Annotated in this window: 19 protein-coding genes; 5 read left to right on the forward strand and 14 right to left on the reverse strand. The window is 71.2% G+C overall.

Translation table 11 applies throughout. The features are described 5' to 3' along the window. Positions 1 to 40: 40 nt before the first annotated feature. The 3 genes from ACSHXN_RS39700 to ACSHXN_RS39710 form a co-directional block, all read right to left on the reverse strand. Entirely contained in the window at positions 41 to 253 is a 213-nt protein-coding gene (locus ACSHXN_RS39700; protein ID WP_356293047.1) for an acyl-CoA carboxylase epsilon subunit, read from the reverse strand. Positions 254 to 294: 41 nt separating this feature from the next. After that, positions 295 to 1,869 (reverse strand): acyl-CoA carboxylase subunit beta, encoded by a 1,575-nt coding sequence (locus ACSHXN_RS39705; protein ID WP_438305855.1) that lies wholly within the window; start codon positions 1,867 to 1,869, stop codon positions 295 to 297. 106 nt (positions 1,870 to 1,975) lie between these two features. Next, positions 1,976 to 3,562, reverse strand: a complete 1,587-nt coding sequence (locus ACSHXN_RS39710; protein WP_355140358.1) for an acyl-CoA mutase large subunit family protein — start codon at positions 3,560 to 3,562, stop codon at positions 1,976 to 1,978. Positions 3,563 to 3,663: 101 nt separating this feature from the next. Between ACSHXN_RS39710 and ACSHXN_RS39715 the strand changes: the two genes are divergently transcribed. Beyond that, the gene (locus ACSHXN_RS39715; RefSeq protein WP_438305857.1) at positions 3,664 to 4,350 is read left to right on the forward strand and encodes a TetR/AcrR family transcriptional regulator; all 687 of its coding nucleotides are present in this window, start codon (positions 3,664 to 3,666) and stop codon (positions 4,348 to 4,350) included. 231 nt (positions 4,351 to 4,581) lie between these two features. Here ACSHXN_RS39715 and murQ read toward each other — a convergent pair whose 3' ends face one another. Then, positions 4,582 to 5,487 carry an N-acetylmuramic acid 6-phosphate etherase gene (gene murQ, locus ACSHXN_RS39720; RefSeq protein ID WP_438305859.1) on the reverse strand — a complete coding sequence of 302 codons (906 nt, stop codon included), beginning with the start codon at positions 5,485 to 5,487 and terminating at the stop codon, positions 4,582 to 4,584. Positions 5,488 to 5,554: 67 nt separating this feature from the next. After that, a complete protein-coding gene (locus tag ACSHXN_RS39725; protein ID WP_355140361.1) occupies positions 5,555 to 6,499 on the reverse strand; it encodes a MurR/RpiR family transcriptional regulator in 945 nt (314 codons plus the stop codon). A gap of 215 nt (positions 6,500 to 6,714) precedes the next feature. On the opposite strand from ACSHXN_RS39725, the gene ACSHXN_RS39730 reads away from it, so the two are divergent. The 4 genes from ACSHXN_RS39730 to ACSHXN_RS39745 all read left to right on the forward strand — a co-directional run bounded on the left by ACSHXN_RS39730 (position 6,715) and on the right by ACSHXN_RS39745 (position 13,490). After that, positions 6,715 to 7,719 carry an N-acetylglucosamine kinase gene (locus ACSHXN_RS39730; protein WP_438305861.1) on the forward strand — a complete coding sequence of 335 codons (1,005 nt, stop codon included), beginning with the start codon at positions 6,715 to 6,717 and terminating at the stop codon, positions 7,717 to 7,719. A gap of 8 nt (positions 7,720 to 7,727) precedes the next feature. Next, the gene (locus ACSHXN_RS39735) at positions 7,728 to 9,293 is read left to right on the forward strand and encodes a sodium:solute symporter (RefSeq protein ID WP_355140363.1); all 1,566 of its coding nucleotides are present in this window, start codon (positions 7,728 to 7,730) and stop codon (positions 9,291 to 9,293) included. 136 nt (positions 9,294 to 9,429) lie between these two features. Continuing rightward, positions 9,430 to 10,617, forward strand: a complete 1,188-nt coding sequence (locus ACSHXN_RS39740) for an anhydro-N-acetylmuramic acid kinase (protein WP_438305863.1) — start codon at positions 9,430 to 9,432, stop codon at positions 10,615 to 10,617. Positions 10,618 to 10,637: 20 nt separating this feature from the next. Continuing rightward, complete coding sequence (locus ACSHXN_RS39745; RefSeq protein WP_438305865.1) at positions 10,638 to 13,490, forward strand: FAD-binding and (Fe-S)-binding domain-containing protein; 2,853 nt, start codon at positions 10,638 to 10,640, stop codon at positions 13,488 to 13,490. A gap of 239 nt (positions 13,491 to 13,729) precedes the next feature. On the opposite strand, the gene ACSHXN_RS39750 is transcribed toward ACSHXN_RS39745, so the two are convergent. The 9 genes from ACSHXN_RS39750 to ACSHXN_RS39790 form a co-directional block, all read right to left on the reverse strand. Next, entirely contained in the window at positions 13,730 to 14,953 is a 1,224-nt protein-coding gene (locus ACSHXN_RS39750; protein ID WP_438305867.1) for a MalY/PatB family protein, read from the reverse strand. A gap of 79 nt (positions 14,954 to 15,032) precedes the next feature. Continuing rightward, positions 15,033 to 15,872 carry an ABC transporter ATP-binding protein gene (locus ACSHXN_RS39755; protein ID WP_355140367.1) on the reverse strand — a complete coding sequence of 280 codons (840 nt, stop codon included), beginning with the start codon at positions 15,870 to 15,872 and terminating at the stop codon, positions 15,033 to 15,035. Beyond that, a complete protein-coding gene (locus ACSHXN_RS39760; protein ID WP_438305869.1) occupies positions 15,869 to 16,951 on the reverse strand; it encodes a FecCD family ABC transporter permease in 1,083 nt (360 codons plus the stop codon). The genes ACSHXN_RS39755 and ACSHXN_RS39760 overlap by 4 nt, the downstream gene beginning before the upstream one ends. Further along, the gene (locus ACSHXN_RS39765; protein WP_355140369.1) at positions 16,948 to 17,952 is read right to left on the reverse strand and encodes a FecCD family ABC transporter permease; all 1,005 of its coding nucleotides are present in this window, start codon (positions 17,950 to 17,952) and stop codon (positions 16,948 to 16,950) included. The genes ACSHXN_RS39760 and ACSHXN_RS39765 overlap by 4 nt, the downstream gene beginning before the upstream one ends. Before the next feature lie 23 nt (positions 17,953 to 17,975). Next, a complete protein-coding gene (locus ACSHXN_RS39770) occupies positions 17,976 to 19,037 on the reverse strand; it encodes an ABC transporter substrate-binding protein (RefSeq protein ID WP_355140370.1) in 1,062 nt (353 codons plus the stop codon). A gap of 296 nt (positions 19,038 to 19,333) precedes the next feature. After that, on the reverse strand, positions 19,334 to 20,266 hold the full coding sequence (locus tag ACSHXN_RS39775) for an ROK family protein (RefSeq protein WP_438305870.1): 933 nt from the start codon (positions 20,264 to 20,266) through the stop codon (positions 19,334 to 19,336). Beyond that, positions 20,263 to 21,921 (reverse strand): dipeptide ABC transporter ATP-binding protein, encoded by a 1,659-nt coding sequence (locus tag ACSHXN_RS39780; protein ID WP_438305871.1) that lies wholly within the window; start codon positions 21,919 to 21,921, stop codon positions 20,263 to 20,265. The genes ACSHXN_RS39775 and ACSHXN_RS39780 overlap by 4 nt, the downstream gene beginning before the upstream one ends. Continuing rightward, positions 21,918 to 22,799 carry an ABC transporter permease gene (locus tag ACSHXN_RS39785; protein ID WP_355804989.1) on the reverse strand — a complete coding sequence of 294 codons (882 nt, stop codon included), beginning with the start codon at positions 22,797 to 22,799 and terminating at the stop codon, positions 21,918 to 21,920. The genes ACSHXN_RS39780 and ACSHXN_RS39785 overlap by 4 nt, the downstream gene beginning before the upstream one ends. Further along, the gene (locus ACSHXN_RS39790) at positions 22,796 to 23,755 is read right to left on the reverse strand and encodes an ABC transporter permease (protein ID WP_355140374.1); all 960 of its coding nucleotides are present in this window, start codon (positions 23,753 to 23,755) and stop codon (positions 22,796 to 22,798) included. Before ACSHXN_RS39790 ends, ACSHXN_RS39785 begins: the two co-directional genes overlap by 4 nt. Positions 23,756 to 23,757: the final 2 nt, after the last annotated feature.

Here is a 23,757-nt window from a genome sequence, read left to right on the forward strand (position 1 = left end):
GTTGCCCTCGGAGCGTCGGCGGTCGCCCCCGTACGCTGCTTCAGCCGGGCCAGTAGGTGCTGCGCCATGCCGTGGCGGAGGGCTGAGGAAGGCCGGGCCGGCCGATGGTGCGTCTCCGGTCCGCCCACAGGTCGAGAGCGTCTGCCGCGCCGGGCGGTGGTGTGGTTGCCGCCGCGGCGCGGGCTCGGACGACCGCGAGTGCGGCGGCGAGCTCCTCGGGGGTGGGGTTGCCCCGTACGACTTTGATGGTCATGTCGTGTCCCTGGGGTGGGGTGGGGTGGGGTGGGGTGGTTTTCAGAGGGGGATGTTGCCGTGTTTCTTGGGGGGCAGGGTTTCGCGTTTGGTGCGGAGCTGGCGCAGGCCGCGGGTGATGTGGCGGCGGGTGTCGGAGGGGGTGATGACGGCGTCGATGTAGCCGCGTTCGGCGGCGATGTAGGGGTTGAGGAGGGTGTCCTCGTATTCCTGGATGAGGTGGGTGCGGGTGGTGTCGGGGTCGTCGGCTTCGGCGATGGTGCGGCGGTGGAGGATGTTGACGGCGCCCTGGGCGCCCATGACGGCGATCTGGGCGGTGGGCCAGGCGAGGTTGAGGTCGGCGCCGAGGTGTTTGGAGCCCATGACGTCGTAGGCGCCGCCGAAGGCTTTGCGGGTGATGACGGTGATGAGGGGGACGGTGGCTTCGGCGTAGGCGTAGATGAGTTTGGCGCCGCGGCGGATGATGCCGGTGTGTTCCTGGTCGACGCCGGGGAGGAAGCCGGGGACGTCGACGAAGGTGATGACGGGGACGTTGAAGGCGTCGCAGGTGCGTACGAAGCGGGCGGCTTTTTCGGAGGCGTTGATGTCGAGGCAGCCGGCGTATTGCATGGGCTGGTTGGCGACGATGCCGACGGGGTGGCCTTCGACGCGGCCGAAGCCGGTGAGGATGTTCGGGGCGAACAGGGGTTGGGTCTCGAAGAATTCGGTGTCGTCCAGGATGTGTTCGATCACCGTGTGCATGTCGTAGGGCTGGTTGGCGCTGTCGGGGACGAGGGTGTCGAGTTCGCGGTCGTCGTCGGTGACGGTGAGGTCGGCGTGCTCGGTGTAGACGGGGGGCTCGGAGAGGTTGTTGGAGGGCAGGTAGGACAGCAGTTGTTTGACGTAGTCGATGGCGTCCTTCTCGTCGCCGGCCATGTGGTGGGCGACGCCGGAGGCGGTGTTGTGGGTGCGGGCGCCGCCGAGTTCCTCGAAGCCGACGTCTTCGCCGGTGACGGTCTTGATGACGTCGGGGCCGGTGATGAACATGTGGGAGGTCTGGTCGACCATGACGGTGAAGTCGGTGATGGCGGGGGAGTAGACGGCGCCGCCTGCGCAGGGGCCGACGACCAGGCTGATCTGGGGGATGACGCCGGAGGCGTGGGTGTTGCGGCGGAAGATCTCGCCGTAGGCGCCCAGGGAGGCGACGCCTTCCTGGATGCGGGCGCCGCCGGAGTCGTTGATGCCGATGACGGGGCAGCCGGTCTTGAGGGCGAAGTCCATGACCTTGACGATCTTCTGTCCGTAGACCTCGCCGAGGGCGCCGCCGAAGACGGTGAAGTCCTGGGAGAACACGGCGACGGGGCGGCCGTCGAGGGTGCCGTAGCCGGTGACGACGCCGTCTCCGTAGGGGCGGTTGTGTTCCAGGCCGAAGTTGGTCGAGCGGTGGCGGGCGAACTCGTCGAGTTCGACGAAGGAGTCCTCGTCCAGCAGCAGCAGGATCCGTTCACGGGCGGTCAGCTTGCCCTTGGCGTGCTGCTTCTCCACGGCACGCTCCGAGCCGGCATGCGTCGCCTCCTGCACACGGCGCTGCAGATCCGCGAGCTTGCCCGCAGTCGTTCGGATGTCAATGTCGCTCACTGGTGACCCGCTTCTCGAAGTGTGCGCTTTTCCGGTGGGAGGGGACCACGGAGGTCCACTGATGCCGTGGGGTCCGGCTCCTGGGCGGGGGAGTCGTCGCCGCGGATCAGAACGTGTCGACGGGGACGTACACACCCCACACGTCCCGCAGGGCGTGGGAGACCTCGCCGACCGTGGCGCGAAGTCGCAGGGCCTCGCGCATCGGGATCAGGACGTTGCCGGTGCCCTCGGCTGCCGCGCGCAGGGCGTCGAGGGCCCGTTCGACGGCGTCGCGGTCACGCTCCCGGCGCAGGGCCTCGAGGCGTTCGCACTGGTCGATCTCGATCTGCGGGTCGACCCGCAGCGGCTCGTAGGGTTCCTCCTCGTCGAGGACGAACGTGTTGACCCCCACGACGGTGCGTTTCTGGTTGTCGATCTCCAGCGCGATCCGGTACGCGGACTTCTCGATCTCGGACTTCTGAAAGCCCTGCTCGATCGCGGAGACGGCGCCGCCCCGGTCCTCGACGGCCCGGATCAGTTCCAGAGCCGCCGCCTCGATGTCGTCGGTCATCGACTCCATCACATAGGAACCGGCGAAGGGGTCGACGGTGCTGGTCACGTCCGTCTCGTAGGCGATGACCTGCTGGGTCCGCAGGGCGAGTCGCGCCGCCTTCTGGGTCGGCAGGGCGATGGCCTCGTCGTAGGAGTTGGTGTGCAGGGACTGCGTCCCGCCGAGCACCGCCCCCAGGCCCTGGAGGGCGACCCGGACGAGGTTGACCTCGGGCTGCTGCGCGGTCAACTGCACGCCGGCGGTCTGGGTGTGGAAGCGCAGCATCTGTGACTTGGGATTCTTCGCCTTGAACTCGTCGCGCATGATGCGCGCCCAGATCCGGCGGGCCGCGCGGAACTTCGCGATCTCCTCCAGGAGTGTGGTCCGCGCGACGAAGAAGAACGACAGCCGGGGCGCGAAGTCGTCGACGTCCAGGCCCGCGGCGATCGCGGTGCGCACGTACTCCTTGGCGTTGGCCAGAGTGAAGGCGATCTCCTGAACGGGCGTGGCCCCCGCCTCGGCCATGTGATACCCGGAGATGGAGATCGTGTTCCAGCGGGGGATCTCCGTGCGGCAGTAGCCGAAGATGTCGCTGATCAGCCGCAGTGACTGCTTCGGCGGATAGATGTAGGTGCCGCGGGCGATGTACTCCTTCAGTACATCGTTCTGGATCGTGCCGGCCAGCTGATCCCCCGCGATGCCCTGCTCGGCGGCGACCAACTGGTACAGCAGGAGGAGCGTCGACGCAGGGGCGTTGATCGTCATCGACGTCGACACCTTGTCCATGGGCAGCCCGTGGAACAGGGTCCGCATGTCCTCGATCGAGTCGATCGCCACGCCGACCTTGCCGACCTCGCCCCGGGCGATGGCCTCGTCGGAGTCGTAGCCCATCTGCGTCGGAAGGTCGAAGGCCACGCTCAGGCCGCCGGTGCCGGCGCTCACCAGCTCGTGGTACCGCTCGTTGGACTCCTTCGCCGTGCCGAACCCGGCGTACTGGCGCATCGTCCACGGCCGGCCGGTGTACATCGACGGATAGACACCGCGGGTGAACGGGTACCGCCCCGGCGTCCCCAGCTTGGCCTCCGCGTCGAAGCCCTCCAGCGCTGAGCCGTCGTACAGGGGCTGGATCGGCAGCCCCGACTCGCCATGCGTCACGGAACCCACGCCGGACCTCCATCGGTACTCGATATCGATTCGACGGTACTCAGTACCATCTTCGGGAGCAAGTGGTCTCCATGGACCGAGACGGGGAAGGATGATCACTCATGAGCAAGCCAGCCGCGCGGACCCGACTCGCAGACGCCGCCTTCGCGCTCTTCGACGAGTACGGATACGAGCAGACCACCGTCGATGACATCGCGGAGCGGGCCGGAGTGGGACGCACGACGTTCTTCCGGCACTACCGGTCGAAGGAAGACGTCATCTTCCCGGACCACGACCGGCTGCTCGTGCTGATCAGGGAGCGGCTGGCGACCTCGAGTCACAGCACCGCCCTGGTCGCGGTGTCGGACGCGGTGCGGCTCGTACTGCTGCACTACCTGGACGAAGGGGATCTGGCGCGCCGGCGGTACACGCTCACGAGCAAGGTGGCGGCGCTGCGTGATCGTGAGATCGCCAGTGTGGCCCGCTATCAGCGGCTGTTCCGTGAATTCATCGCGGAGTGGATGGGGGATCCGACGGAGTCGGCGTCACTCAGGGCCGAACTCATGGCGGCGGCGGTCGTCGCCGCCCACAACCATGTGCTGCGCCGGTGGCTCCGGGGCGAGGCGTCCGATCCGGTCGCGGAGGTCGATGACGCGATGCGCGAGGTGCTCGGCCTTTTCCCGGCATCCCAGTCCCGCAGCGAAACCGGCGGCGGAGGCACCACCGTCGTCGCGTTCCGCACGGAACAGGATCTCGACGTGCTGCTGCCCTCGCTGCGGCGCCTCGTCGAGGGCGGAGCCGAGCAGTGAAGCCCGGTCCTTGGGGCAGGGGCCGCCTGCCGATCTCGACCGGGGAGCCCGGTCGGTGTCGAGGGACGGCCCGATGCCGACGGCGCGGTGACAACCGCCGATGCGTGTTCACCGGTCCGGGTGACGGGTGACGGGTCGGCGGGACCCTCTCGCGCCTACGGGCCCGCTCACCGGTATGCCGCTCCTGGGCGGCGAGGTGAGACCGGGCCCCGTAGGAGCGGGATTCTCGTGTCAGGCGAGGCCGATGGCCGTCCGCGTGTCGCCGTGGGCCTCTTCGAGGCGCCGGGCGGCCTCCTCGGCAGTGCAGCGGGCGAGGAGCATGACGATGGCGGTCTTGGCGTGGCCGCCCGCCGCCCGCAGAGCCTCGGCGGCGCTGTCGGGGTCGGTGCCGGTGGCCTGTACGACCATGCGGCGGGCGCGGTCGACGAGCTTGTCGTTGCTGGCCTTCACATCGACCATGAGGTTCCCGTAGACCTTGCCCAGGCGGACCATCGACGCGGTCGAGAGCATGTTGCAGACCATCTTCTCGGCGGTGCCGCCCTTGAGGCGGGTCGAACCCGTGAGGATCTCGGGTCCGGTGGGGACCTCGATCGGGATGTCGGCGTATCGGCTGATGACCGCGTCGCGGTTGCAGGCGACCGACACCGTCATGGCGCCCTTGGCGGCCGCGTGCTTCAGGCCGCCGACGACGTACGGGGTGCGCCCGCTGGCGGCGAGCCCGACGACGGTGTCCCGGTCGTTGAGACCGATCTCGTCGAGGTCGGTGACCGCCCTCGCGGGCTCGTCCTCGGCTCCCTCGACCGCCACGATGAAGGCGCCAGGGCCGCCCGAGAGCAGGCCCACGACCTGCTCGGGGGCCGTGCCGAAGGTGGGCGGGCACTCGACGGCGTCCAGCAGGCCGATCCGGCCGCTGGTACCGGCGCCTATGTAGATCAGACGTCCGCCCCGGCGCAGCGAGTCGGTGATCGCCTCGACGGCCGCCCCGATCTCCTGGAGTGCGTCACGTACCACGAGGGCGACGGTCTGGTCCTCGGCGTTCATGACCGAGAGCAGTTCGATGACCGGCATGCGGTCCAGATCGGCGGTCCGCTCGTTGCGGGTCTCGGTGCCGAGTGTGCCGAGTGTGTTGAGGTCCACGGCGCGGTCGTCCTTTCAGGGTGGTGCTCAGGGTGGTGCTGGAGGGGGGTGGGGGAGGGCCGGTGGGTCAGTCGCCGGACGGTGTCTGGCGCGGCGGCTGCCGGCGCTTACGGCGCTGGACGGCCCCATAGGTCTTCTCGAGGGCCACGGTCGTGGCGTCGAAGGAACGCTGGGCGACGCCTACGAACAGACAGTCGATGACAGCGAGTTGGGCGATGCGGCTGACGGTCGCCCCGGAACGGAAGGGGGTCTCCCGGGCGTAGGTCGTCAGTACGAGGTCCGCGTTCGCCGCGAGGGTGGAGCGCGGGACGTTGGTGAGGGCGATCGTGGTGGCGCCGCGCTCGGCGGCGGCCTGGAGGGGCTCGACGGTGTCCTCGGTCTCCCCGGAGTGGGAGATGGCCAGGGCGACATCGCCCGGCCCGAGGAGGGCGGCCGCGGTGAGGGCCGCGTGCCGGTCGGTCCAGATGAACGCGATATGGCCGATGCGGTGCAGCTTCTGGTGGAGGTCCTGGCCGACGAACGCGCTGGCGCCCACGCCGAATATGTCGATGCGCCGCGCTCCCGCCACGGCGTCCACCGCGCGGCCGAGCACCTCGATGTCCAGTTCGGCCCCGGAGTCCTCCAGGGCGCGCACCTCGTTGTAGATGATCTTGCTGACGATGTCGCCCAGGGTGTCGGTGGCGCTGATGTCGGTGCCGGGTGTCGGGCGCTCGCCGCCCAGGGCGTGCTCATGGGCGGCGGCCGCGGCCAGTGCCAGGCGCAGTTGGGGGTAGTTGCCGAGCCCTATGGCACGGCAGAAGCGCATCACCGTGGCCACCGAGGTCTCGGCCTGCTTGCCGAGAGCGCTGATGGACAGCTCCGACGCCTGCGCGGGGTCGGCCAGGACGGCTTCGGCCACCCGCCGCTCCGACGGTGCCAGGGACGGCAGGGCCGCGCGGATCCGTGCCAGGGTCGCGGCGGGCGAGGTGTCCTCCGCGGGCTGGGCGCTTCTGGGTGGTTCCTGGCGGGCCATGGGCCGTTCCCTCCTGAGTGGGTGGCGACACAGTAACCAGGGCATACGTGGTGCGTCAAAAATTTACGTACTCAATTGCGTGAGGTTACTTATTGACATACGGACGTCGACCTTCCGATACTCGCTGCACCGCGATCCGCGCCGGTCATCGGGCCTATGGCTGTCCCGTGACCGTTCGACGCGACGGATCCGTGAAGACACGAAGGCGTGCCGTTATGACAGCAGCAGTGGCGGTGGACCTGGGCAAAACCGGCTGCCGTGCCGTGCTGTGGAGCGACGGCACCGGTCCCGCCCCAGAAGTCCACGAAGTGCCCGGGGCCCCCGGGCTCGCCGCCGACCACGGGGTGGAGCTGGCCCGTGCCGCCGTGCGTGCCGCCGTCCTTCCGCTTCTGGAACGGCAGCCGCAGCTCCGGCTCTCTGCGGTCTGCGTCGGCGCCGCCGGAGCGGCCGCCGCGCCGGAGGCCGCCCGCGAACTGGCCGGCCTGCTCCTGGAGGATCTGCCCGCGGACGAAGTGGCCGTCACGAGCGACGCCGTCACCGCTCACGCCGGTGCCCTCGGCGGCCGTACCGGTGTGGTGCTCGCCATCGGCACCGGCTCCGTCGCCATCGGTATCGGGGACGACGGCTCGTACGCCCGCGTGGACGGCTGGGGTCCCTGGCTCGGCGACGAGGGCAGCGGCGCCTGGATCGGCGCTGCCGGACTGCGCGCCGCGCTTCGCGCCCACGACGGCCGCGGGCCGGACACCGCACTGCTGGCCGCCGCCGAGGCACGCTTCGGCGACCCCGACCGGCTGCCCTCGGCCCTGGGCCGGGACGGGAACCCGGCACGCACCGCCGCGACCTTCGCCCCGGACGTGGCCTGCGCCGCCGCCGCGGGCGACGCGGCGGCCTCGGCGGTCGTCCAGGACGCCGCCACCGCACTCGGCGAGGCCGTGCTCGCCGCCGCTCACCGAGTCGGCGGCGACGACGTCCTCCCCGTCACGATCACCGGTGGGCTCACCGGCCTCGGCGAACCGCTCCTCGGTCCGCTCCGGTCGGCGCTCGCCGGTTCTTCGCGCCCGCTCGAGACGAGGCCCCCGCTCGGGGACCCGCTGGACGGCGCACGCCTGCTGGCGCTCGATGCGTCGGCACCGCACGAACCCCACGTCGCCCGCGTACGGCGGACGATGCCCCAACCCCCTGTCCCCTCCCCGCCGGTGACTCCGCCGGCCGATGTTTAGGAGTGAGCGTGCGCCAACTCGACCTCGTGGTGATCGTCGTCTACTTGGTGGCGATCGCCTGGATCGGACTGCGCCTGGCCGGGCGACAGAAGTCCGCGAAGGACTACTTCGTCGGTGAAGGCCACATGCCGTGGTGGACCGTCTCGTTCTCCGTGGTGGCCACCGAGACCAGCGTGCTCACCGTCATCAGCGTGCCCGGCGGGGCGTACAGCGGGCAGGGCTTCGGCAACGTCGAACTGGCCCTCGGCTACGTGATCGGCCGCGTCGTCGTGGCCACCGTGCTGATCCCCCTCTACAAACGTGGCGGCTTCGTCAGCGCCTACCAGTACCTGGGCAGCAGATTCGGGCTCAAGCTGCAGGGCCTGGCCTCGGTGACGTTCGTCTTCACGCGGCTCCTCGCCGAGGGCGTCCGGCTCTTCGCCTCCGCGATCCCGATCAAGCTGCTGCTCGACGAGTTCGGCGTGCACGCCGGCTACCGCCTCATCATCATCGTGCTCACGGTGATCACCGTGATCTACACCTACCTCGGCGGCATCAAGGCGGTCATCTGGACCGACGCCATCCAGATGGCCCTGTACCTGGGCGGCGCGATCCTCGCCATCGCGGTGCTCTCCGGCCACGTCGGCGGCGACGGCTTCTCCAGCGCCCTGCACTCGGGCCACTTCAAGCTCTTCGACACCAACTTCGACCTGGCGCACATCCTCACCAGCCCGTTCGCCCTGCCGACGGCGATCATCGGCGGTGCGATCTTCGCGATGGCCAGCCACGGTTCCGACCAGCTGATCGTCCAGCGCGTCCTGGCCACCCGCACGCTGCGCGACGGCCAGAAGGCCATGATCGCCTCCGGAGTCTTCGTCACCCTCCAGTTCGCCGCCTTCTCCCTCGTCGGCGCCCTGCTGTGGTCGTACAACAAGGGCAAGGACTTCAAGGCGCTGGGCCTGGCCAGCTCGGACAACCTCTACCCGAACTTCATCCTGCACGGCCTGCCCGTGGTGATCTCGGGCCTGCTCGTGGCCGGCATCCTCGGTGCCGCGATGGGCTCGCTGTCCTCGGCGCTGAACTCCATGTCCAACTCGACGGTCGCCGACATCATCCACAGCTTCTTCCGCAGCACGCCCTCCGAGGAGTCGCTGCTGAAGCTCGCCCGGGTGATGACCCTGGTGTGGGCGGTGCTGATGGCGATCTTCGCCTGCGCCTTCAGCACCAGCACCGGCAACGTCTATCTCACCGGCCTGACCATCGCGGGCTACACCTACGGCGCCCTGCTCGGTGCGTTCCTGCTCGGCAGGCTCGTCCGGCGGGCCAACGAGATCGACTCCGTCGTGGCCTTCCTGGTGACGGTCGGCGTCATGACCTACATCGTGCGCAGTGTGAAGATCGACGTGACCGTGGCCGGTGCCACCGTGCCCACGGCGATCGCCGCCCAGTGGCTCGTCCCGATCGGCGTGGTGATCACACTCGTCGTCGGTGGTGTGATGAGCCTGTTCCACCGCGCCCCCGAGCCGGCCGAGCTCCCCGCGGGTGACGGCGAGTTGGGCCCCGACCGGGTCGCGGCCGCTGCCGGCCAGGAGTGACGACTCGTCCAGCCCACCCGGTGCGGGGCCGCCACGGCGGCCCCGCACCCGCCCCGTTCCGACATTCCCAGGGAGAAGCCATGCCGCAGCAGCAGCCGACCCCGCCCGCGCGGCGGAATGTGCGCCGGGAGGCACCGTGCGTGTGATCGGCCTGATGTCGGGCACCTCGTACGACGCCATCGAGGCGGCTGCGGCGGACCTCACCCTGGACGGCGACACCCTGCTGCTGCGGCCCCTCGGACACCTCTCCGTGCCCTACCCGGACGACCTGCGGGCCCTGATCTCGGACACGCTGCCTCCGGCCGTGACGACCATGCAGTCCGTCTGCGCGCTGGACACCGGTGTCGGCCAGGCGTTCGCCGACACCGCCGACCGCGCTCTGCGCGAGCTGTGCGACGGCACGGCCGATCTCGTCGTCTCACACGGCCAGACCATGTATCACTGGGTCGAGGACGGCACTGTCCGCGGCACGCTCCAACTCGGGCAGCCCGCCTGGATCGCCGAGTCCACCGGCCTCCCGGTCGTCTCCGACCTGCGCAGCAGGGACGTCGCCGCGGGCGGGCAGGGAGCTCCGCTGGTCGGCATGACCGACACCCTGCTGCTGCGCGCCCTCCCCGGTACGCCGGCCGCGCTGAACCTCGGCGGCATCGCCAACGTCACCGTGCTCGCGCCCGGCGCCGAGCCGCTCGCCTTCGACACCGGCCCCGCCAACGCCCTGCTGGACGCGGCGATACGGCACTTCACCGACGGGGCCGCCGCCTACGACGAGGACGGCCGCAGGGCCGCCGCGGGCCGGACCAGCCCCGAGCTCCTCCGTGTCCTCCTGGACGACCCCTATTACCGCAGGCCCGCCCCGAAGAGCACCGGCAAGGAGCACTTCCACCTGCCCTATCTCCAGCGGGCGCTGGAGACGGCACCCACACCGGATCCCGACGACGTGCTGGCCACCCTGACCCGGCTCACCGCCGTCACCGTGGCCGACGCCTGCCGCGCCCACGCGGTGACCGAACTCGTCGTCTCCGGCGGCGGCGCCCGCAACCCCGTGCTGATGCGCATGATCGCCGAGGAACTTCCCGGTGTGGCCCTGCGCGCCAGCGACGAGCTGGGCCTGCCGTCCGACGCCAAGGAGGCGCTGGCCTTCGCGGTGCTGGGCTTCCTCACGGTCCACGGCCTGCCCGGCACCCTTCCGTCGGGCACCGGGGCGCGCCGGGCCACGCTGCTCGGCAGCATCACCCCCGGCCTGGCACCGTTGCGTCTGCCCGACCCCGCGTCGCAGCCACCGCGCCTGATGCGGATCACCGGATCCGCCCCCTCCGCCCACTGACACCGCAGGAGCGAGGACCCATGAGCCCCACCGCCGTCACACCCCCCGCCGCGGACCGGTCCGCAGGACTGGCCGAACTCCTGGCCGCGTGCGTCAGCGACCCGGCCCGCGTGAGCACCGAAGTGCCGCGCCGGGTCGCCGCCGCCCACGACGCGTCGCCGTACCTGTTCACGCCACAGGCCGTCGTGCGCGCCGCGTCCGCCGCCGAGGTCGGCGCCCTGATGGCGGGGGCCCGCAAGGCAGGACTGCCGCTGACGCTGCGCTCGGGCGGCACCAGCCTGGCAGGGCAGGCGGGTGGCGACGGCATCCTCGTGGACGTCCGCAGCCACTGGCGCACCGCCGAGGTCCTCGACGACGGTCTGCGGATCCGGCTGCAACCGGGACTGACGGTACGTCAGGCCAATGCGCGGCTCGCCCGGTACGGGCGCCGGCTCGGCCCCGACCCGGCGAGCGAGTCCGCCTGCACCATCGGCGGTCTGGTCGCCAACAACTCCAGCGGCATGAACTGCGGCACCCAGGACAACGCCTACCGGACCATGGAATCCCTGCAGTTCGTGCTGCCCTCAGGCACCGTGGTCGACACCTCGGCACCCGACGCGGACGAGGCGCTGCGCGCCCGCGAGCCGGAACTCCACGCCGGGCTGCTCCGGCTGCGCGACCGGGTCCGTGACTCGGCCGCCTCGCGGGCCACCGTCGAGCGGCTGTTCGCGATGAAGAACACCATGGGCTACGGCCTCAACTCCTTCCTGGACCACAGCGATCCGGCCGACATGCTCGCCCATCTGATGATCGGCAGCGAGGGCACCCTCGGCTTCGTCGGCGAGGCCGTCTTCCGCACCGTCCCGCTCCTCCCGCACACCGCGACCGGGCTGCTGGTGCTGCCCGGCCTCGCCGAGGCCACCGACGCGCTGCCCGCGCTGCTGGCCGCCGGCGCCCGGACCGCCGAACTCCTCGACGCCGCCTCGCTGCGGGTGGCGCAGCAGTCCCCCGACCCGGTGGACGAGGTACGCGGGCTGCGTGTGGAGCGGCACGCCGCCCTCCTGGTCGAGTTCGCCGAGGACAGTGCCGAGGCGCTGGAGGAGAGGGTGGCCGCAGCGCAACCGGTCCTGGACCGCCTGCCCGCGGTGACCGGGACCTCGCTGGTGCGCGACGCGCGCGTCAGGGCCCGGCTCTGGCATCTGCGCAAGGGCCTCTACACGGCCGTCGCCGGGGCCCGCCGTCCCGGCACGACCGCGCTGCTGGAGGACATCGCGGTCCCGATGGAGCGGCTGACCCGTACCTGCGAGGGCCTCATCGGTCTCTTCGACCGGCACGGCTACGAGGACGCGGTGATCTTCGGCCACGCCCGCGACGGCAACCTGCACTTCATGCTCACCCAGGACTTCGACTCCGCCCCGGAGATCGAGCGCTACGCCCGGTTCACCGACGCCATGGTCGACCTCGTCCTGGGCGCCGGCGGGACGCTCAAGGCCGAGCACGGCACCGGCCGGGCTATGGCCCCCTTCGTCCGCCGCCAGTACGGCGACGAGCTGTACGACGTCATGCGGGAGCTGAAGCAGCTGTGCGATCCGCACGGCGTGCTCAACCCGGGCGTGCTCCTGGAGGACGACCCGGCCGCGCACCTGCACAGCCTCAAGAGCGTGCCCGAGGTCGACCCCGCCGTCGACGCATGCGTCGAGTGCGGCTACTGCGAGCCCGTCTGCCCCACCGCCGACGCCACCACGACACCCCGTCAGCGCATCGCCCTGCAACGCGAGATCGCACTGGCCACCGCCGCCGGTGACGACGAACGCCGCCTGGCTCTGGAAGCCGACTACACCTACGCGGCCGTCGACAGCTGCGCCGCCGACAGCCTGTGCGTCACCGCCTGCCCGGTCACGATCGACACCGGTGCCGTCATGAAGCGACTGCGTGCAGAACGGCACAGTGCCACCGCGCAGCGTGCCGGGAACGCGACGGCCCGGCACTGGGGGACCGCGGTCAAGGGAGTGCGGGTGGCGCTGAACACCGCCCACGTACTGCCCGCCCCGGCCCTGCGCGCCGCCACCGGTGCGGTCCGCCGGCTCGGAGCGGGAGAGCTGGTGCCCACGTGGGCCGACGACATCCCGCGCGGCGGTCCGGCGCGCCCCGCGCCCCGGCAACCCGCCGAGCCGCAGGCGGTGTTCTTCGCCGCCTGTATCGGCAGCGTCTTCGCCCCCGAGGGCACCGGCGGTGGTGCGTCCGCCGCGTTCCTGCGCCTGTGTGAACGGGCCGGCGTCCAGGTCACGGTGCCCGGCGAGCTGGCCGGGCTGTGCTGCGGTACGCCCTGGCAGTCCAAGGGCTACACCGACGGGCACCGCACCATGGCGACCCGTACGCTGGAGGCGCTGTGGAAGGCCAGCGACCACGGTCGGCTGCCCGTGGTCTGCGACGCCTCCTCCTGTACGCACGGCCTGGAGCAGCTGCCGGACACCCTCCCGGAGTCCGACCGTGCCCGGTTCGCCTCCCTGCGCTTCGTCGACAGCGTCGTCTTCACCGCCGAGCACCTGCTGCCCGCCCTGCCCGAGCCCCGCCGCCTGAACAGCCTCGCCCTGCACCCCACCTGCTCCACCGTGCACCTGGGCATCGACGGCGCCCTGCGTACCGTGGCCGCGGCCGTGAGCGACCACGTCACCGTGCCCGACAACTGGGGCTGTTGCGCCTTCGCCGGAGACCGCGGTCTGCTGCATCCGGAGATCACCGCGAGCGCCACCGCCGCCCAGGCCGCCGAGATCACCGCGGGCACGTATGACGCCTACGCCTCCTGCAACCGCACCTGCGAGATGGGGATGACCCGTGCCACCGGCCGTCCCTACCGGCACGTGCTGGAACTGCTGGACGAGGCCACCGCCTGAGGCCGTGCCGTCCGGGCGCTTCGGGACCGGCCCGTCGCCGCCTCGGCGGGCCCTCGCCGGTGAGCTGGTCGAGCCCTGGTATCGGCGGCCTCGACCGAGGTCCGCACGACCGGGGCAAGCGGGTGGAGATCCGGTCCCTGGGTGCGCGGCGGCTTCGTGAAAGGGCCGCGCGCGTGCGGGGGTGTGACACCGTGGGGGCAGGCCGTGCCCGTCGCCTTCCCCGTGGTGACGGGCACGGCTCATCGATCCCGAACGGCGCGTCCCATTCTGGACAGCGCATCGCACAGGATGTCCGGCGTCGTCGCGAAGTTGAGCCGCACGCACCCCTCGCCGCCCGAGCCGAAGACATGTCCTGAGCTGAGAGCGACGCCGGCCTGGTCGAGGAACATCCTCGCCGGTCCGGCCATGTCGCTGACCACACCGGGGCCGCCGGGCCCTTGGCCGTCGTGCAGCCCCAGCCAGGTGCAGTCGAGCCATGCGAGATAGGTGCTCTGCGGCGGGCGATAGCGCGCCCGGGGCAGGTGCTCGTGGACGAGCCGCCCCAGCAGGCGCCGGTTGGCGTCGAGCCCGAGCAGGACCTCGTCGAGCCAGTCCCCGCCTTTGCGGAAGGCCGCGGTGTGGGCGATCACACCCAGGTGACTGGGTCCATGACCGACCTCCTCGGGCATGTGGCGCAGCTCGTCGGCGGCTTCGGCGCCTGCGATGGCCAGAGCGGCCTTGAGCCCGGCGAGATTCCACGCCTTGGACGCGGAGGTCAGTGCGAAGGCGTTCTCCGCGCCCGGAACGCTGAGGAACGGCGTGAAGGAGGCGCCGTTCAGCACCAGCGGGGCATGGATCTCGTCGGACACCACCCGCACGCCGTGCCGGCGGGCGAGCTCCGCGATCGCTTCCAGCTCCTCGCGGCTGTGGGCGACACCGGTCGGGTTGTGCGGGTTGCTCATGAGGAACGCGGCGCGGCGGCCATGGTCGCGCGCCCGGACGAAGGCCTCTTCGAGGGCGGCGAGGTCGATCCGCAGGTCCTCACCGAGCGGAGCCTCGACGACGTGCCTGCCGGCGTGGGTGACGAATGCGAAGAAGGGCGGATACACCGGTGAGCACACGACGACGGCGTCACCGGGGCCGGTGATCAGTCGCAGCACCTCGACGACGCCCATCATGACGTCGGGAACGATCGTGGTGTGCTCGATGCGCAGACCGTTCCACCGCCACCGGTCGAAGGCGAATTCGGTGAACGCCTCGGCGTAGGCGGTGCCGTACGGATACCCGGTGTCACCCAGGTCGATGGTTCTGTGCAGGGCCTCCACGATGGCGGGAGCCAGGGGCACGTCCATCTCCGCCACCCACAGCGGGAGCACGTCCTCGGGGAACGTGCGCCACTTCATGCTCGTGCGTTCCCGCAGTTGCCGGAGGGACAGCTGCACGAACGGATCGGTTCGTTCGCCGGTCTCGTCTTCCTGCACCATGGGCGCAGGGTACGGGCACGGAGCGGCGACGACCAGGGAACGTCGCCGCCTGCGGCCGGTTCACCGAACCAAGCCTCCGTCATGTCGTCGAGCGGATCTGCTCCTCCTGAAGAGGCGCCGGCTGCCAGGCACGGGCGGGGACGACGAGAGGCCCGCCGGTGACCGGGTCGGGGACGACGACGGAGGAGAGGCCGAAGACGTCCTCGACGAGCTCGGCGGTGACGACCTCGTCGGGCCGGCCCTGGGCCACGATGCGGCCCGCCTTCATGGCGACGAGATGGTCGGCGTAGCGGGCGGCCTGGTTGAGGTCGTGGAGCACGGCGACTACGGTGCGGCCGCGTTCGTGGTTCAGTCTGCGCACCAGGTCCAGGACCTCCACCTGGTGTGCGATGTCCAGGTACGTGGTGGGTTCGTCCAGCAGCAGCAGGTCCGTGTCCTGGGCCAGCGCCATGGCGATCCACACCCGCTGCCGCTGGCCACCGGAGAGCTCGTCGACCGGGCGGTCGGCGAGGTCGGCCGTGTCGGTGCGCTGCAGTGCCTCGGCCACGGCCCGCTCGTCGGCCTCCGACCACTGCTGCCACCACTTCTGGTGGGGCTGACGGCCGCGGGCGACGAGGTCGGCGACGGTGATGCCGTCCGGCGGGGTGGGGGACTGCGGCAGTACGCCGATGGTCCGGGCGATCTGCTTGCCGGGAACGCGTGCGAGTTCCGCGCCGTCCAGCAGCACGGCTCCCCGGCGCGGCTTGAGCAGGCGGCCCAGCGCCCGCAGCAGGGTGGACTTGCCGCAGGCGTTGGGGCCCACGACGACGGTCACCTTGCCGTCGGGGATCTCCAGGTCCAGGCCCTCGACGACGGTGCGGTCCTCGTACGCCAGGGTCAGGTCCTGCGCGGCGAGGCGGCTGGCGGTCGGGCGGCTCATGAGGTGGTGCCTCCGGAACGACTGCGGGTGCGGACGATGAGCCACATGAGGTACGGGGCGCCCACCACGGCGGTGAGCACGCCGACCGGCAGCTCGATCGGGGAGAACAGACGGCGGGCCAGCAGATCCGCGACCACGACGACCGACGCACCGGTCAACGCCGAGGACAGCAGCGGTATCTGGGCCGTGCGGGTGAGCCGCCGGGCGATCTGCGGGGCGAGCAGCGCCACGAAGTCGACGGGCCCGGCGGCTCCGGTCGCCACCGACGCCAGCACGACGCCGAGCACCGTCAGACCGAGCCGGAGCCGGTCCAGGCGTACACCGAGGGCCAAGGCGGTGTCGTCGTCGAAATGCGCGCCGCGCTGGGCCCGGGCCGCCCACAGGGCCGCCGGGACGGCGAGCAGCAGTACGAGCGCGAGGGGCCGGGCCTCCTCGTAGCCGCGCCCGTTGAGCGAGCCGGTCAGCCAGACCTTGGCCTGCTGGGCCACCAAGTAGTCGCCCTTGGTCAGGAACAGCTGCGTCAGCGAGCCGAGCGCGACCGACACGCCGATGCCGACCAGCACGAACCGCGAGGAGTGCAGTCCGCGCCGCCACGCGAAGACGTACACCAGCAGTGCTGCCGCGAGGCCGCCGGCGACGGAGACGTACGGCAGTGCGTCGTAGGCCACGGCGTTGAAGCTGATGGCGGCGACCGTTGCCGCACCGGCGCCGTGCGTGACCCCGATGACGTCGGGGCTGGCCAGTGGGTTGCGGGCGACGGTCTGCACCAGCGCGCCCGCCACGCCGAACGCGGCTCCCGCGAGGAGTCCGACGACCAGGCGGGGCAACCGCAGCGTGCCCACGACCAGTTCGTCGGGGCTCGGCCGGCCCAGCAGTACCCGGAAGACCTCCACCGGTGAGACGAAGGACTCGCCGACGCACAGGTATGCCACGACCGTACACGCGAGCAGAACCGCGAGCGCCGCCGCGACGACGACCGACCGACGGTGGACGAGGAAACTGGCGCGTCCCCCGCGCAGGACGGTGTGTCCGGCCGGGCGGACGGCAGCCGGAGCGGCGGTGGCCGTTGCGCGGCTCATGCGGCGACCACCGCCCGGCGCCGGACGAGGGCGATCAGGAAGGGCACGCCGATCAGTGCGGTCATGACGGCCACCGGTACCTCCGAGGGCGGGAAGACGATGCGGCCGAGCACATCGGAGCCGAGGATCATCACCGGTCCGAGCAGGGCCGCCAGCGGCAGTACCCAGCGGTGCGCGGTGCCCACCAGCGCGCGGGCGATGTGCGGCACGGCGAGGCCGGTGAAGGCGATCGGGCCGACCGCGGCCACGGAGGCGCCCGTCAGCACGGTCGCGCCCAGCGCGCCGAGCAGCCGCAGCAGGCCGACGTTGTGCCCGAGGCCCTTGGCGGCGTCGTCGCCGAGCGCGAGCGCGTCCAGGCCCCGGGACATCGCGGCGACCAGCACCAGACCGGCCAGCAGGAAGGGCCAGATCTGGCCGATGATCTCGGTGCCGCGTCCGCTGATCGAGCCGACCTGCCAGAAGCGGAACTCGTCCAGGGCACGGGCGTTGGTGGTGGCGATCCCGGAGACGAGCGAGGCGAGGAAGGCGTTCGTCGCGGCGCCGGCCAGAGCCAGCTTGAGCGGGGAGGCCCCACCGCGCCCGCCGCTGGCGACGGCGTAGACGCCCACCGCCGCCAGCGCCGCGCCCGCGAACGCGAACCACACGTACCCGCCCAGCGTGTGCACGCCGCAGAACGCGATCGCGCACACCACGCCGACGGAGGCGCCCTGACTGACGCCGAGGATGCCGGGCTCCGCGATGGGGTTGCGGGTGACGCCCTGCATCACCGTCCCGGCGAGCGCGAGTGCGGCGCCCGCCAGGACGCCGACGACGGTGCGGGGCACGCGCAACGACCGCACCACCTGGGCGTCGTCACCGGTGCCGCCGTGCACCAGTGCCTGGATCACCTCGCTCGGCGCGATCTGGCGGCTGCCCACGGCAAGGCTCAGCAGAACGGCGATCAGCAGCATCGCCGTACCGGCCAGCAACCAGCCGGCCCGGCGACGGGTGGAGGGCGACATGCGCCGCGCTCACTCTCCTCTGGTCAGGCGGTCAGGTGCTTCTCGAGGTCGTCGAGCACCGCGTTGGCGGCGGTGACACCGAGCCCCAGGTACCAGGTCTCGTCCGGTACGTCGAAGGCATGCCCGTCCTTGACCGCCTTGAGGTTCTTCCACAGCGGATTGCCCTGGGCCTTGCTCTTGTCCGTGGCCTTCGGGTCGCCGTAGACGCCGGTGAAGATCCAGTCGGCGTCGGCCTTGTCGATGTTCTCGGCGCTGATCTCGGTGGCCAGGTCCTCGATGTCCTGGTTCTTCGGACGCGGGATGCCGACGTCCTTGAGGATCGTGCCGATGAACGAGTCGTTGGCGTAGAGGCGGATGACGCCGTCGGGCATGTAACGCACCATCGACACGGTCGGCTTGTGGGCGCCGAGCTTGTCGCCGAGGGCCTTCGCCCGCTTCTCGTACGCGGCGATGTTCGCCTTGGCCCGCGCGGTCCTGTCCAGCGCGGCCGCGTTGAGGAGGTAGTTCTGCTTCCAGGTGAAGCCGGGGCGGATCGAGAAGACGGTCGGCGCGATCTTCGACAGTTCGTCGTACGAGGCGGCCGCGCGCAGCTGGCTGCCCAGGATCAGGTCCGGCTTGAGGGCGGCGATCGCCTCGAGGTTGAGGCTGTTGATGGTGCCGATGTTCTTCGGCGTGCCCGCGTCCTTCTTGAGGTACGACGGCAGTTCCGGCGAGCCCTCCGTCGGGGCCAGGCCGACCGGCTTCACGCCCAGGGAGACGACGTTGTCGAGCTCGCCGACGTCCAGCACGACCACGCGCTTGGGCTGCGACGTGATCTCGGTGCTGCCCATCGCGTGCTTGATCGTGCGCGGCCACTGGCCGGGCTTGGCGTCCGTGCCGAGTGCGGCGGTCTTCGCGGCGGCGTCCGCGAAGTCCTTGCCGCCCTGTGCGACGGACTTCGAGTCCTTCTGGCCCGAGCCGGCTTCGGCGGAGGCGCCGGTGCTCCCCTTGCCGTCGCCGGAGGACCCGCTGCCGCATGCCGCGAGTGACAGTGCGGCGGCGACTGCGAGAGCGACTGCGGCAGGGCCGCGGCGCCGAAGAGACATGTGCCAGCTCCTAGCTGTGGTTCACCTTTGAATATTTAGGCGAGCCTAACCTTACGCGGAACCCGTGTGCGGGATGCAACTCGGGGTCCCGACGGCCGGCGGGGCCGTCGACGGAGGGTTGTTCGGAGCGGACGAGCGGCACGATGTCGGAGCCGGTGCCCGGGCGGACGGTGCCCGGCCGGCGCACAAGCGCGCGGGAGACCCGGCGCGCGCCCGGCGCCGAGTCGTGGACACGGCCGACGACCCGCGTACGCGCAGCACCGCCGACCTCGGCGTGCTGCGCGTACGCGGGCGTGTCAGACGCGGGTGACCGTGTCGAGTTCCGTCCGGGTTCGGGAGGCGGCGCCGACCGCCACGGCATCGCCGTCGAGGCGGGCGGGCAGTACCCGGAGCGTCTGTCCGCCGACCGGCGGTTCGGCGGACAGCGTGCGCCGGATGGACGGTTCGAGCAGCCCCCAGGCCCGGCTGACGCCACCGCCGATCACGAAGGTGGTGACGTCCAGAAGTCCCACCGTGACGAGGATGGCCCGGGCCACGGCGGCACCGGCGGTCTCGTACACGGCGAGCGCGTCGCCGTCGCCGTCGGCCGCCGCCTCGGCGACCCGGTGTGCGGTGGCGTGCCGCCCGGTCCGCTCCGCGTAGCGGGCGGTGATCGACCGGCCGGACGCCAGGGTTTCCAGGTGGCCGCGCCCCCCGCAGGTGCACGGCAGATCACCGAAGCCGGGCACATGGCCGATCTCGCCGGCCGCCCCGCCGGGGCCGTCGTACAGTGCGCCGTCCAGCCACAACGCGCCGCCGACGCCGGTTCCGAGGGTCATCCCGAGCACATACGGCTCGCCGGCCGCGGCACCCCGGGCGACCTCGCCGCGCAGGAACGCGTTGACGTCGTTGTCCAGGTACGCCGGAACGCCCAGCGCCTCCTCGACCGTCGCCGTCACCGGAAAACCCGCCCAGCCGTGAAAGGAGTCACTGGCCACGAGGATGCGCCCGGAGCGTGCGTCCACCACGCCCGCGGCGCCGACCCCGACACCGAGCAGCCGCCCGGGCGTGCGCTCGAGGAGGAGCCGCAGCGCGTCGAGCGCCGCGCCGACCATCGCGGTGCCGCCCTCGGCCGCGGGCGTGGGCACGCCGAGCCGGTCGACCACGTCGAGGCCCTCGGTGCACAGCACCACCTGGGTGGTCGTTCCTCCGATGTCGACACCTGCGACCACCTCGGGAGCCGCCGTCACGCGGTGGCCTCCAATCCCAGGGAGGCACGCCGCCGGCGTTGCAGCACGGGGTCCGGCACCGGCACGGCCGCGATGAGTCTGCGCGTGTACTCCGTCTCCGGGCGCAGCAGCGTGGTCATGGTCGGGCCCGCCTCCTCGACGGACCCGGCCCGCATGACGACGATCCGCTGCGCGAACTCCTGCACCACGGCCAGGTCATGGGACACGAACAGGCACGCGAACCCCAACTCGCCCTGCAATTCGGCGATCACCTCGAGCACCGTCCGCTGCACGCTCACGTCCAGCGCGCTGGTCGGTTCGTCCGCCACCAGCAGTCGGGGCTCCAGGACCAGGGCCCGAGCGAGGCTCACCCGTTGCCGCTGCCCGCCGGACAGTTCGCGAGGTCCTCGTCCCGCCAACTCACGTGGCAGCCGTACGAGTTCGAGGACCTCGGCGATGCGTGCGCGACGCTGGGCGGCGGTCATGCCCCGCCGGTGCACCCGCAGCGGCTCCGCCACGCACTCGGCGACGCTCATCCGCGCGTCCAGCGATGCCACCGGGTCCTGCAGCACCACACCCACACCGGACAGCAGCGAGCGCCTGGCCCGTCCGCGCGTCCGCCTGAGGTCGCTGCCGAAGAGCGCCACCGAGCCGGTGTCCGGGCGGAGGAGCCCCAGGGCGACCCGGGCCGCGGTCGACTTTCCCGAGCCGGACTCCCCGACGAGGCCGACCGTCTCGCCGGGACGCACGGTGAGCGACACGTTCTGCAGCGCCTTGACCGTACGACGCCCTCGGCCGAAGTGCACGGAGACATCGCGGAGTTCGACGACCGGTGCCGAGCCGTCCGGCTCCTTCGGGTCTTCCTCCGTACTGCCGGCGCCCTGCGGCTCACCGACCGCGAGTCGCGGCACTGCGGCCAGCAGACGCCTGGTGTACTCGTGCGAGGGCCGTAGCAGCACGTCCTCCACCGACCCGGTCTCCACGACCTCTCCCTCCAGCATCACCGCGACCCGGTCGGCGAAGTCCGCGACCACGCCCATGTTGTGCGTGACGAGCAGCACCCCTGTCCCCGAGTCGGCCGCCAAAGCGCGGAGCAGTTCCAGGATCTCGGCCTGCACGGTGACGTCGAGAGCGGTCGTCGGCTCGTCGGCGATCAGCAGACCGGGCGAGTTGGCGATCGCCATGGCGATGACGACCCGCTGCCGCTGACCGCCCGACAGCTGGAACGGAAAGGCCGAAGCCCGGTGCTCCGGCTCCGGAATGCCGACCCTGCGCAGCAGGTCGACCGCCGTACGGGCCGCCTCCGCGCGAGATATCTGACGGTGGTTGCGTACGACCTCCGCTATCTGGGCACCGACCCGGGTGAGCGGATCGAGCGCGGTGGCTGGCTCCTGGAACACCATCGACACCGTGCGACCACGCAGCCCCGACAGCTCCCTGTCGTCGGCACCGACGATCGGGGTGCCGTCCACCGAGATCCGCCCCGACACGCGGGCGTTCCCCGGCAGCAGCCCCATCGCGGCGAGCGCCACCGTCGACTTCCCGGAACCCGACTCGCCCACCAGCGCGAGCGTCTCGCCCGGCCGTACGTACAGCGACACATCCCGCACGGCGGGCACATCGCCCGTGTCGGTCGAGAAGGTCACTCCGAGGTCCTCGATCTCCAAGACGCTCATCCGCGCCCCCTCACGTCGAAGGCGTCGCGCAGCCCGTCGCCGATCGCGTTGAACGCGCAGACGACCAGGATGATCGCGAGGCCCGGCGGAACGATCAGCCACCAACGCCCGGAGTAAGCGGCCGTCAGACCGGCCGACAGCATGCCGCCCCAGTCGGTCGACGGCGGCTGGACACCCAGGCCGAGATACGACACATACGCCACGAGCAGGATCGCGTCGGCGACCTGGAACGTCGCCGCCACCACGATCGTCGACACCGAGTTGGGCAGGACGTGCCGCCCGATCGCCCGGCCGTGGCCGCCGCCGATCGCCCGCAGCGTCAGCACGTAGTCCCGGCTCTTGAGGGTGAGGGTCTCCGCCCGCACCAGCCGGGACGGCACCAGCCACGAGACCAGGCCCAGGATGACGATCAGCCCGAGCGTGTCCGGGGTGGTGATGGCGGAGACGACGAGCAGGATGAACAACGCCGGGATGGCGATGCCCGCGTCGACGATGCGCATCATCACCGCGTCCAGCCAGCCGCCCGCGTATCCCGCGATCGCGCCCCACAGTGTGCCGATGACGGTGGCCAGGACCCCGGCGGCGAGTCCGACGAGCAGCGAGATCTTGCCGCCGTACATCAGCCGGCCGACCTCGTCGTGCCCGACGGCGTCCGTGCCGAGCAGATGTGCGGCGCTCGGAGCGAGGTTCACCTGGGTCAGGTCGGTGTGCGTCTGGTCCGTCGAGTAGAGGAGTGGGCCGACGAAGCAGAACAGCAGGAACAGCACCACGGCCACGAGCCCGGCCAGAGCCAGCCGGTTGCGGGCGAACCGGCGCAGCGACAGGCGGTAGCCCGGTACCGGTTCGACGGCGGGAGTGGTCTGGAGTACGGCAGTCATGTCCGCTCCGCCTTCACTCGGGGGTCGACGATCCGCTGCACGATGTCGGCGAGGAGGGTGCCGATGACCGTGGCGACGGAGATGACGAGGACGCAACCGAGCAGTACCGGGTAGTCGGAGGACTGCGCCGCGCTCCAGAACAGCAGCCCCATGCCCGGGTAGTTGAAGAGCTGCTCGACGACGAGGGCGCCGCCGAAGAGCACGGGCACGTAGTAGCCGAGCATGGCGATCACGGGCGTGAGGGAGTTGCGGAAGACGTGCCGCCACAGGACGGCGAACGGCCGGGAACCGCCGGAGCGGGCGGTGCGGACGTAGTCCTCTGCGAGGTTGTCCAGTGTTGAGGCCCGCATATATCGGCTGAACACGGCGATCATGGACGCGGCCCCGGTGACCACCGGCAGGACGAGCGCCACCGGATCCGAGAACACCTGGGACAGCGTGTCGCCCTGCGGGGCCTGGGAGGGGAACCAGCGCAGGGTCTGGGTGAAGACCAGGATCAGCAGCAGCCCGAGAAAGTACACCGGTGTCGAGTACGCGACGAAGCTGAGCGTGGTGACGACGTAGTCCACCGGCTTGTTGCGTCGCACCGCCTGCCACATGCCGAGCGGGATCGCCAGCACCAGACCGACCAGCGCGGACAGCACGGTCAGCACCAGGGTCTTGGGCAGTCGCTGCTCGATGAGCCGGGAGACCGCCTCGTTGAGGGTGTACGAGGTGCCGAGGTCACCCTGCAGAAGGGTGTGCAGGTAGTAGACGTACTGGACGGGGAGCGGGCGGTCCAGGCCCTGTTCGTGGTTGAACGCGGCGATCTGCTCGGTCGTGGCCTGCGGACCGAGGATTCCGCGCGCGGGACCCCCGGGCAGGGCGTGCAGCAGACAGAAGACCACGACCGTGACGATGAGGATCACGGCCAGCGACTGCAGGAGCCGCCGGGTCAGGTACAGCACGGTGTCCATGG

The organism is Streptomyces sp. HUAS TT11 (assembly GCF_051553595.1).
Lineage (GTDB): Bacteria > Actinomycetota > Actinomycetes > Streptomycetales > Streptomycetaceae > Streptomyces.

Coding starts and splice junctions, on each gene's coding strand:
- ACSHXN_RS39700 (WP_356293047.1), bottom strand. CDS start 253: ATGACCATCAAAGTCGTACGGGGCAACCCCACCCCCGAGGAGCTCGCC.
- ACSHXN_RS39715 (WP_438305857.1), top strand. CDS start 3,664: ATGAGCAAGCCAGCCGCGCGGACCCGACTCGCAGACGCCGCCTTCGCG.
- ACSHXN_RS39725 (WP_355140361.1), bottom strand. CDS start 6,499: ATGGCCCGCCAGGAACCACCCAGAAGCGCCCAGCCCGCGGAGGACACC.
- ACSHXN_RS39730 (WP_438305861.1), top strand. CDS start 6,715: ATGACAGCAGCAGTGGCGGTGGACCTGGGCAAAACCGGCTGCCGTGCC.
- ACSHXN_RS39745 (WP_438305865.1), top strand. CDS start 10,638: ATGAGCCCCACCGCCGTCACACCCCCCGCCGCGGACCGGTCCGCAGGA.
- ACSHXN_RS39750 (WP_438305867.1), bottom strand. CDS start 14,953: ATGGTGCAGGAAGACGAGACCGGCGAACGAACCGATCCGTTCGTGCAG.
- ACSHXN_RS39755 (WP_355140367.1), bottom strand. CDS start 15,872: ATGAGCCGCCCGACCGCCAGCCGCCTCGCCGCGCAGGACCTGACCCTG.
- ACSHXN_RS39760 (WP_438305869.1), bottom strand. CDS start 16,951: ATGAGCCGCGCAACGGCCACCGCCGCTCCGGCTGCCGTCCGCCCGGCC.
- ACSHXN_RS39765 (WP_355140369.1), bottom strand. CDS start 17,952: ATGTCGCCCTCCACCCGTCGCCGGGCCGGCTGGTTGCTGGCCGGTACG.
- ACSHXN_RS39770 (WP_355140370.1), bottom strand. CDS start 19,037: ATGTCTCTTCGGCGCCGCGGCCCTGCCGCAGTCGCTCTCGCAGTCGCC.
- ACSHXN_RS39780 (WP_438305871.1), bottom strand. CDS start 21,921: ATGAGCGTCTTGGAGATCGAGGACCTCGGAGTGACCTTCTCGACCGAC.
- ACSHXN_RS39785 (WP_355804989.1), bottom strand. CDS start 22,799: ATGACTGCCGTACTCCAGACCACTCCCGCCGTCGAACCGGTACCGGGC.
- ACSHXN_RS39790 (WP_355140374.1), bottom strand. CDS start 23,755: ATGGACACCGTGCTGTACCTGACCCGGCGGCTCCTGCAGTCGCTGGCC.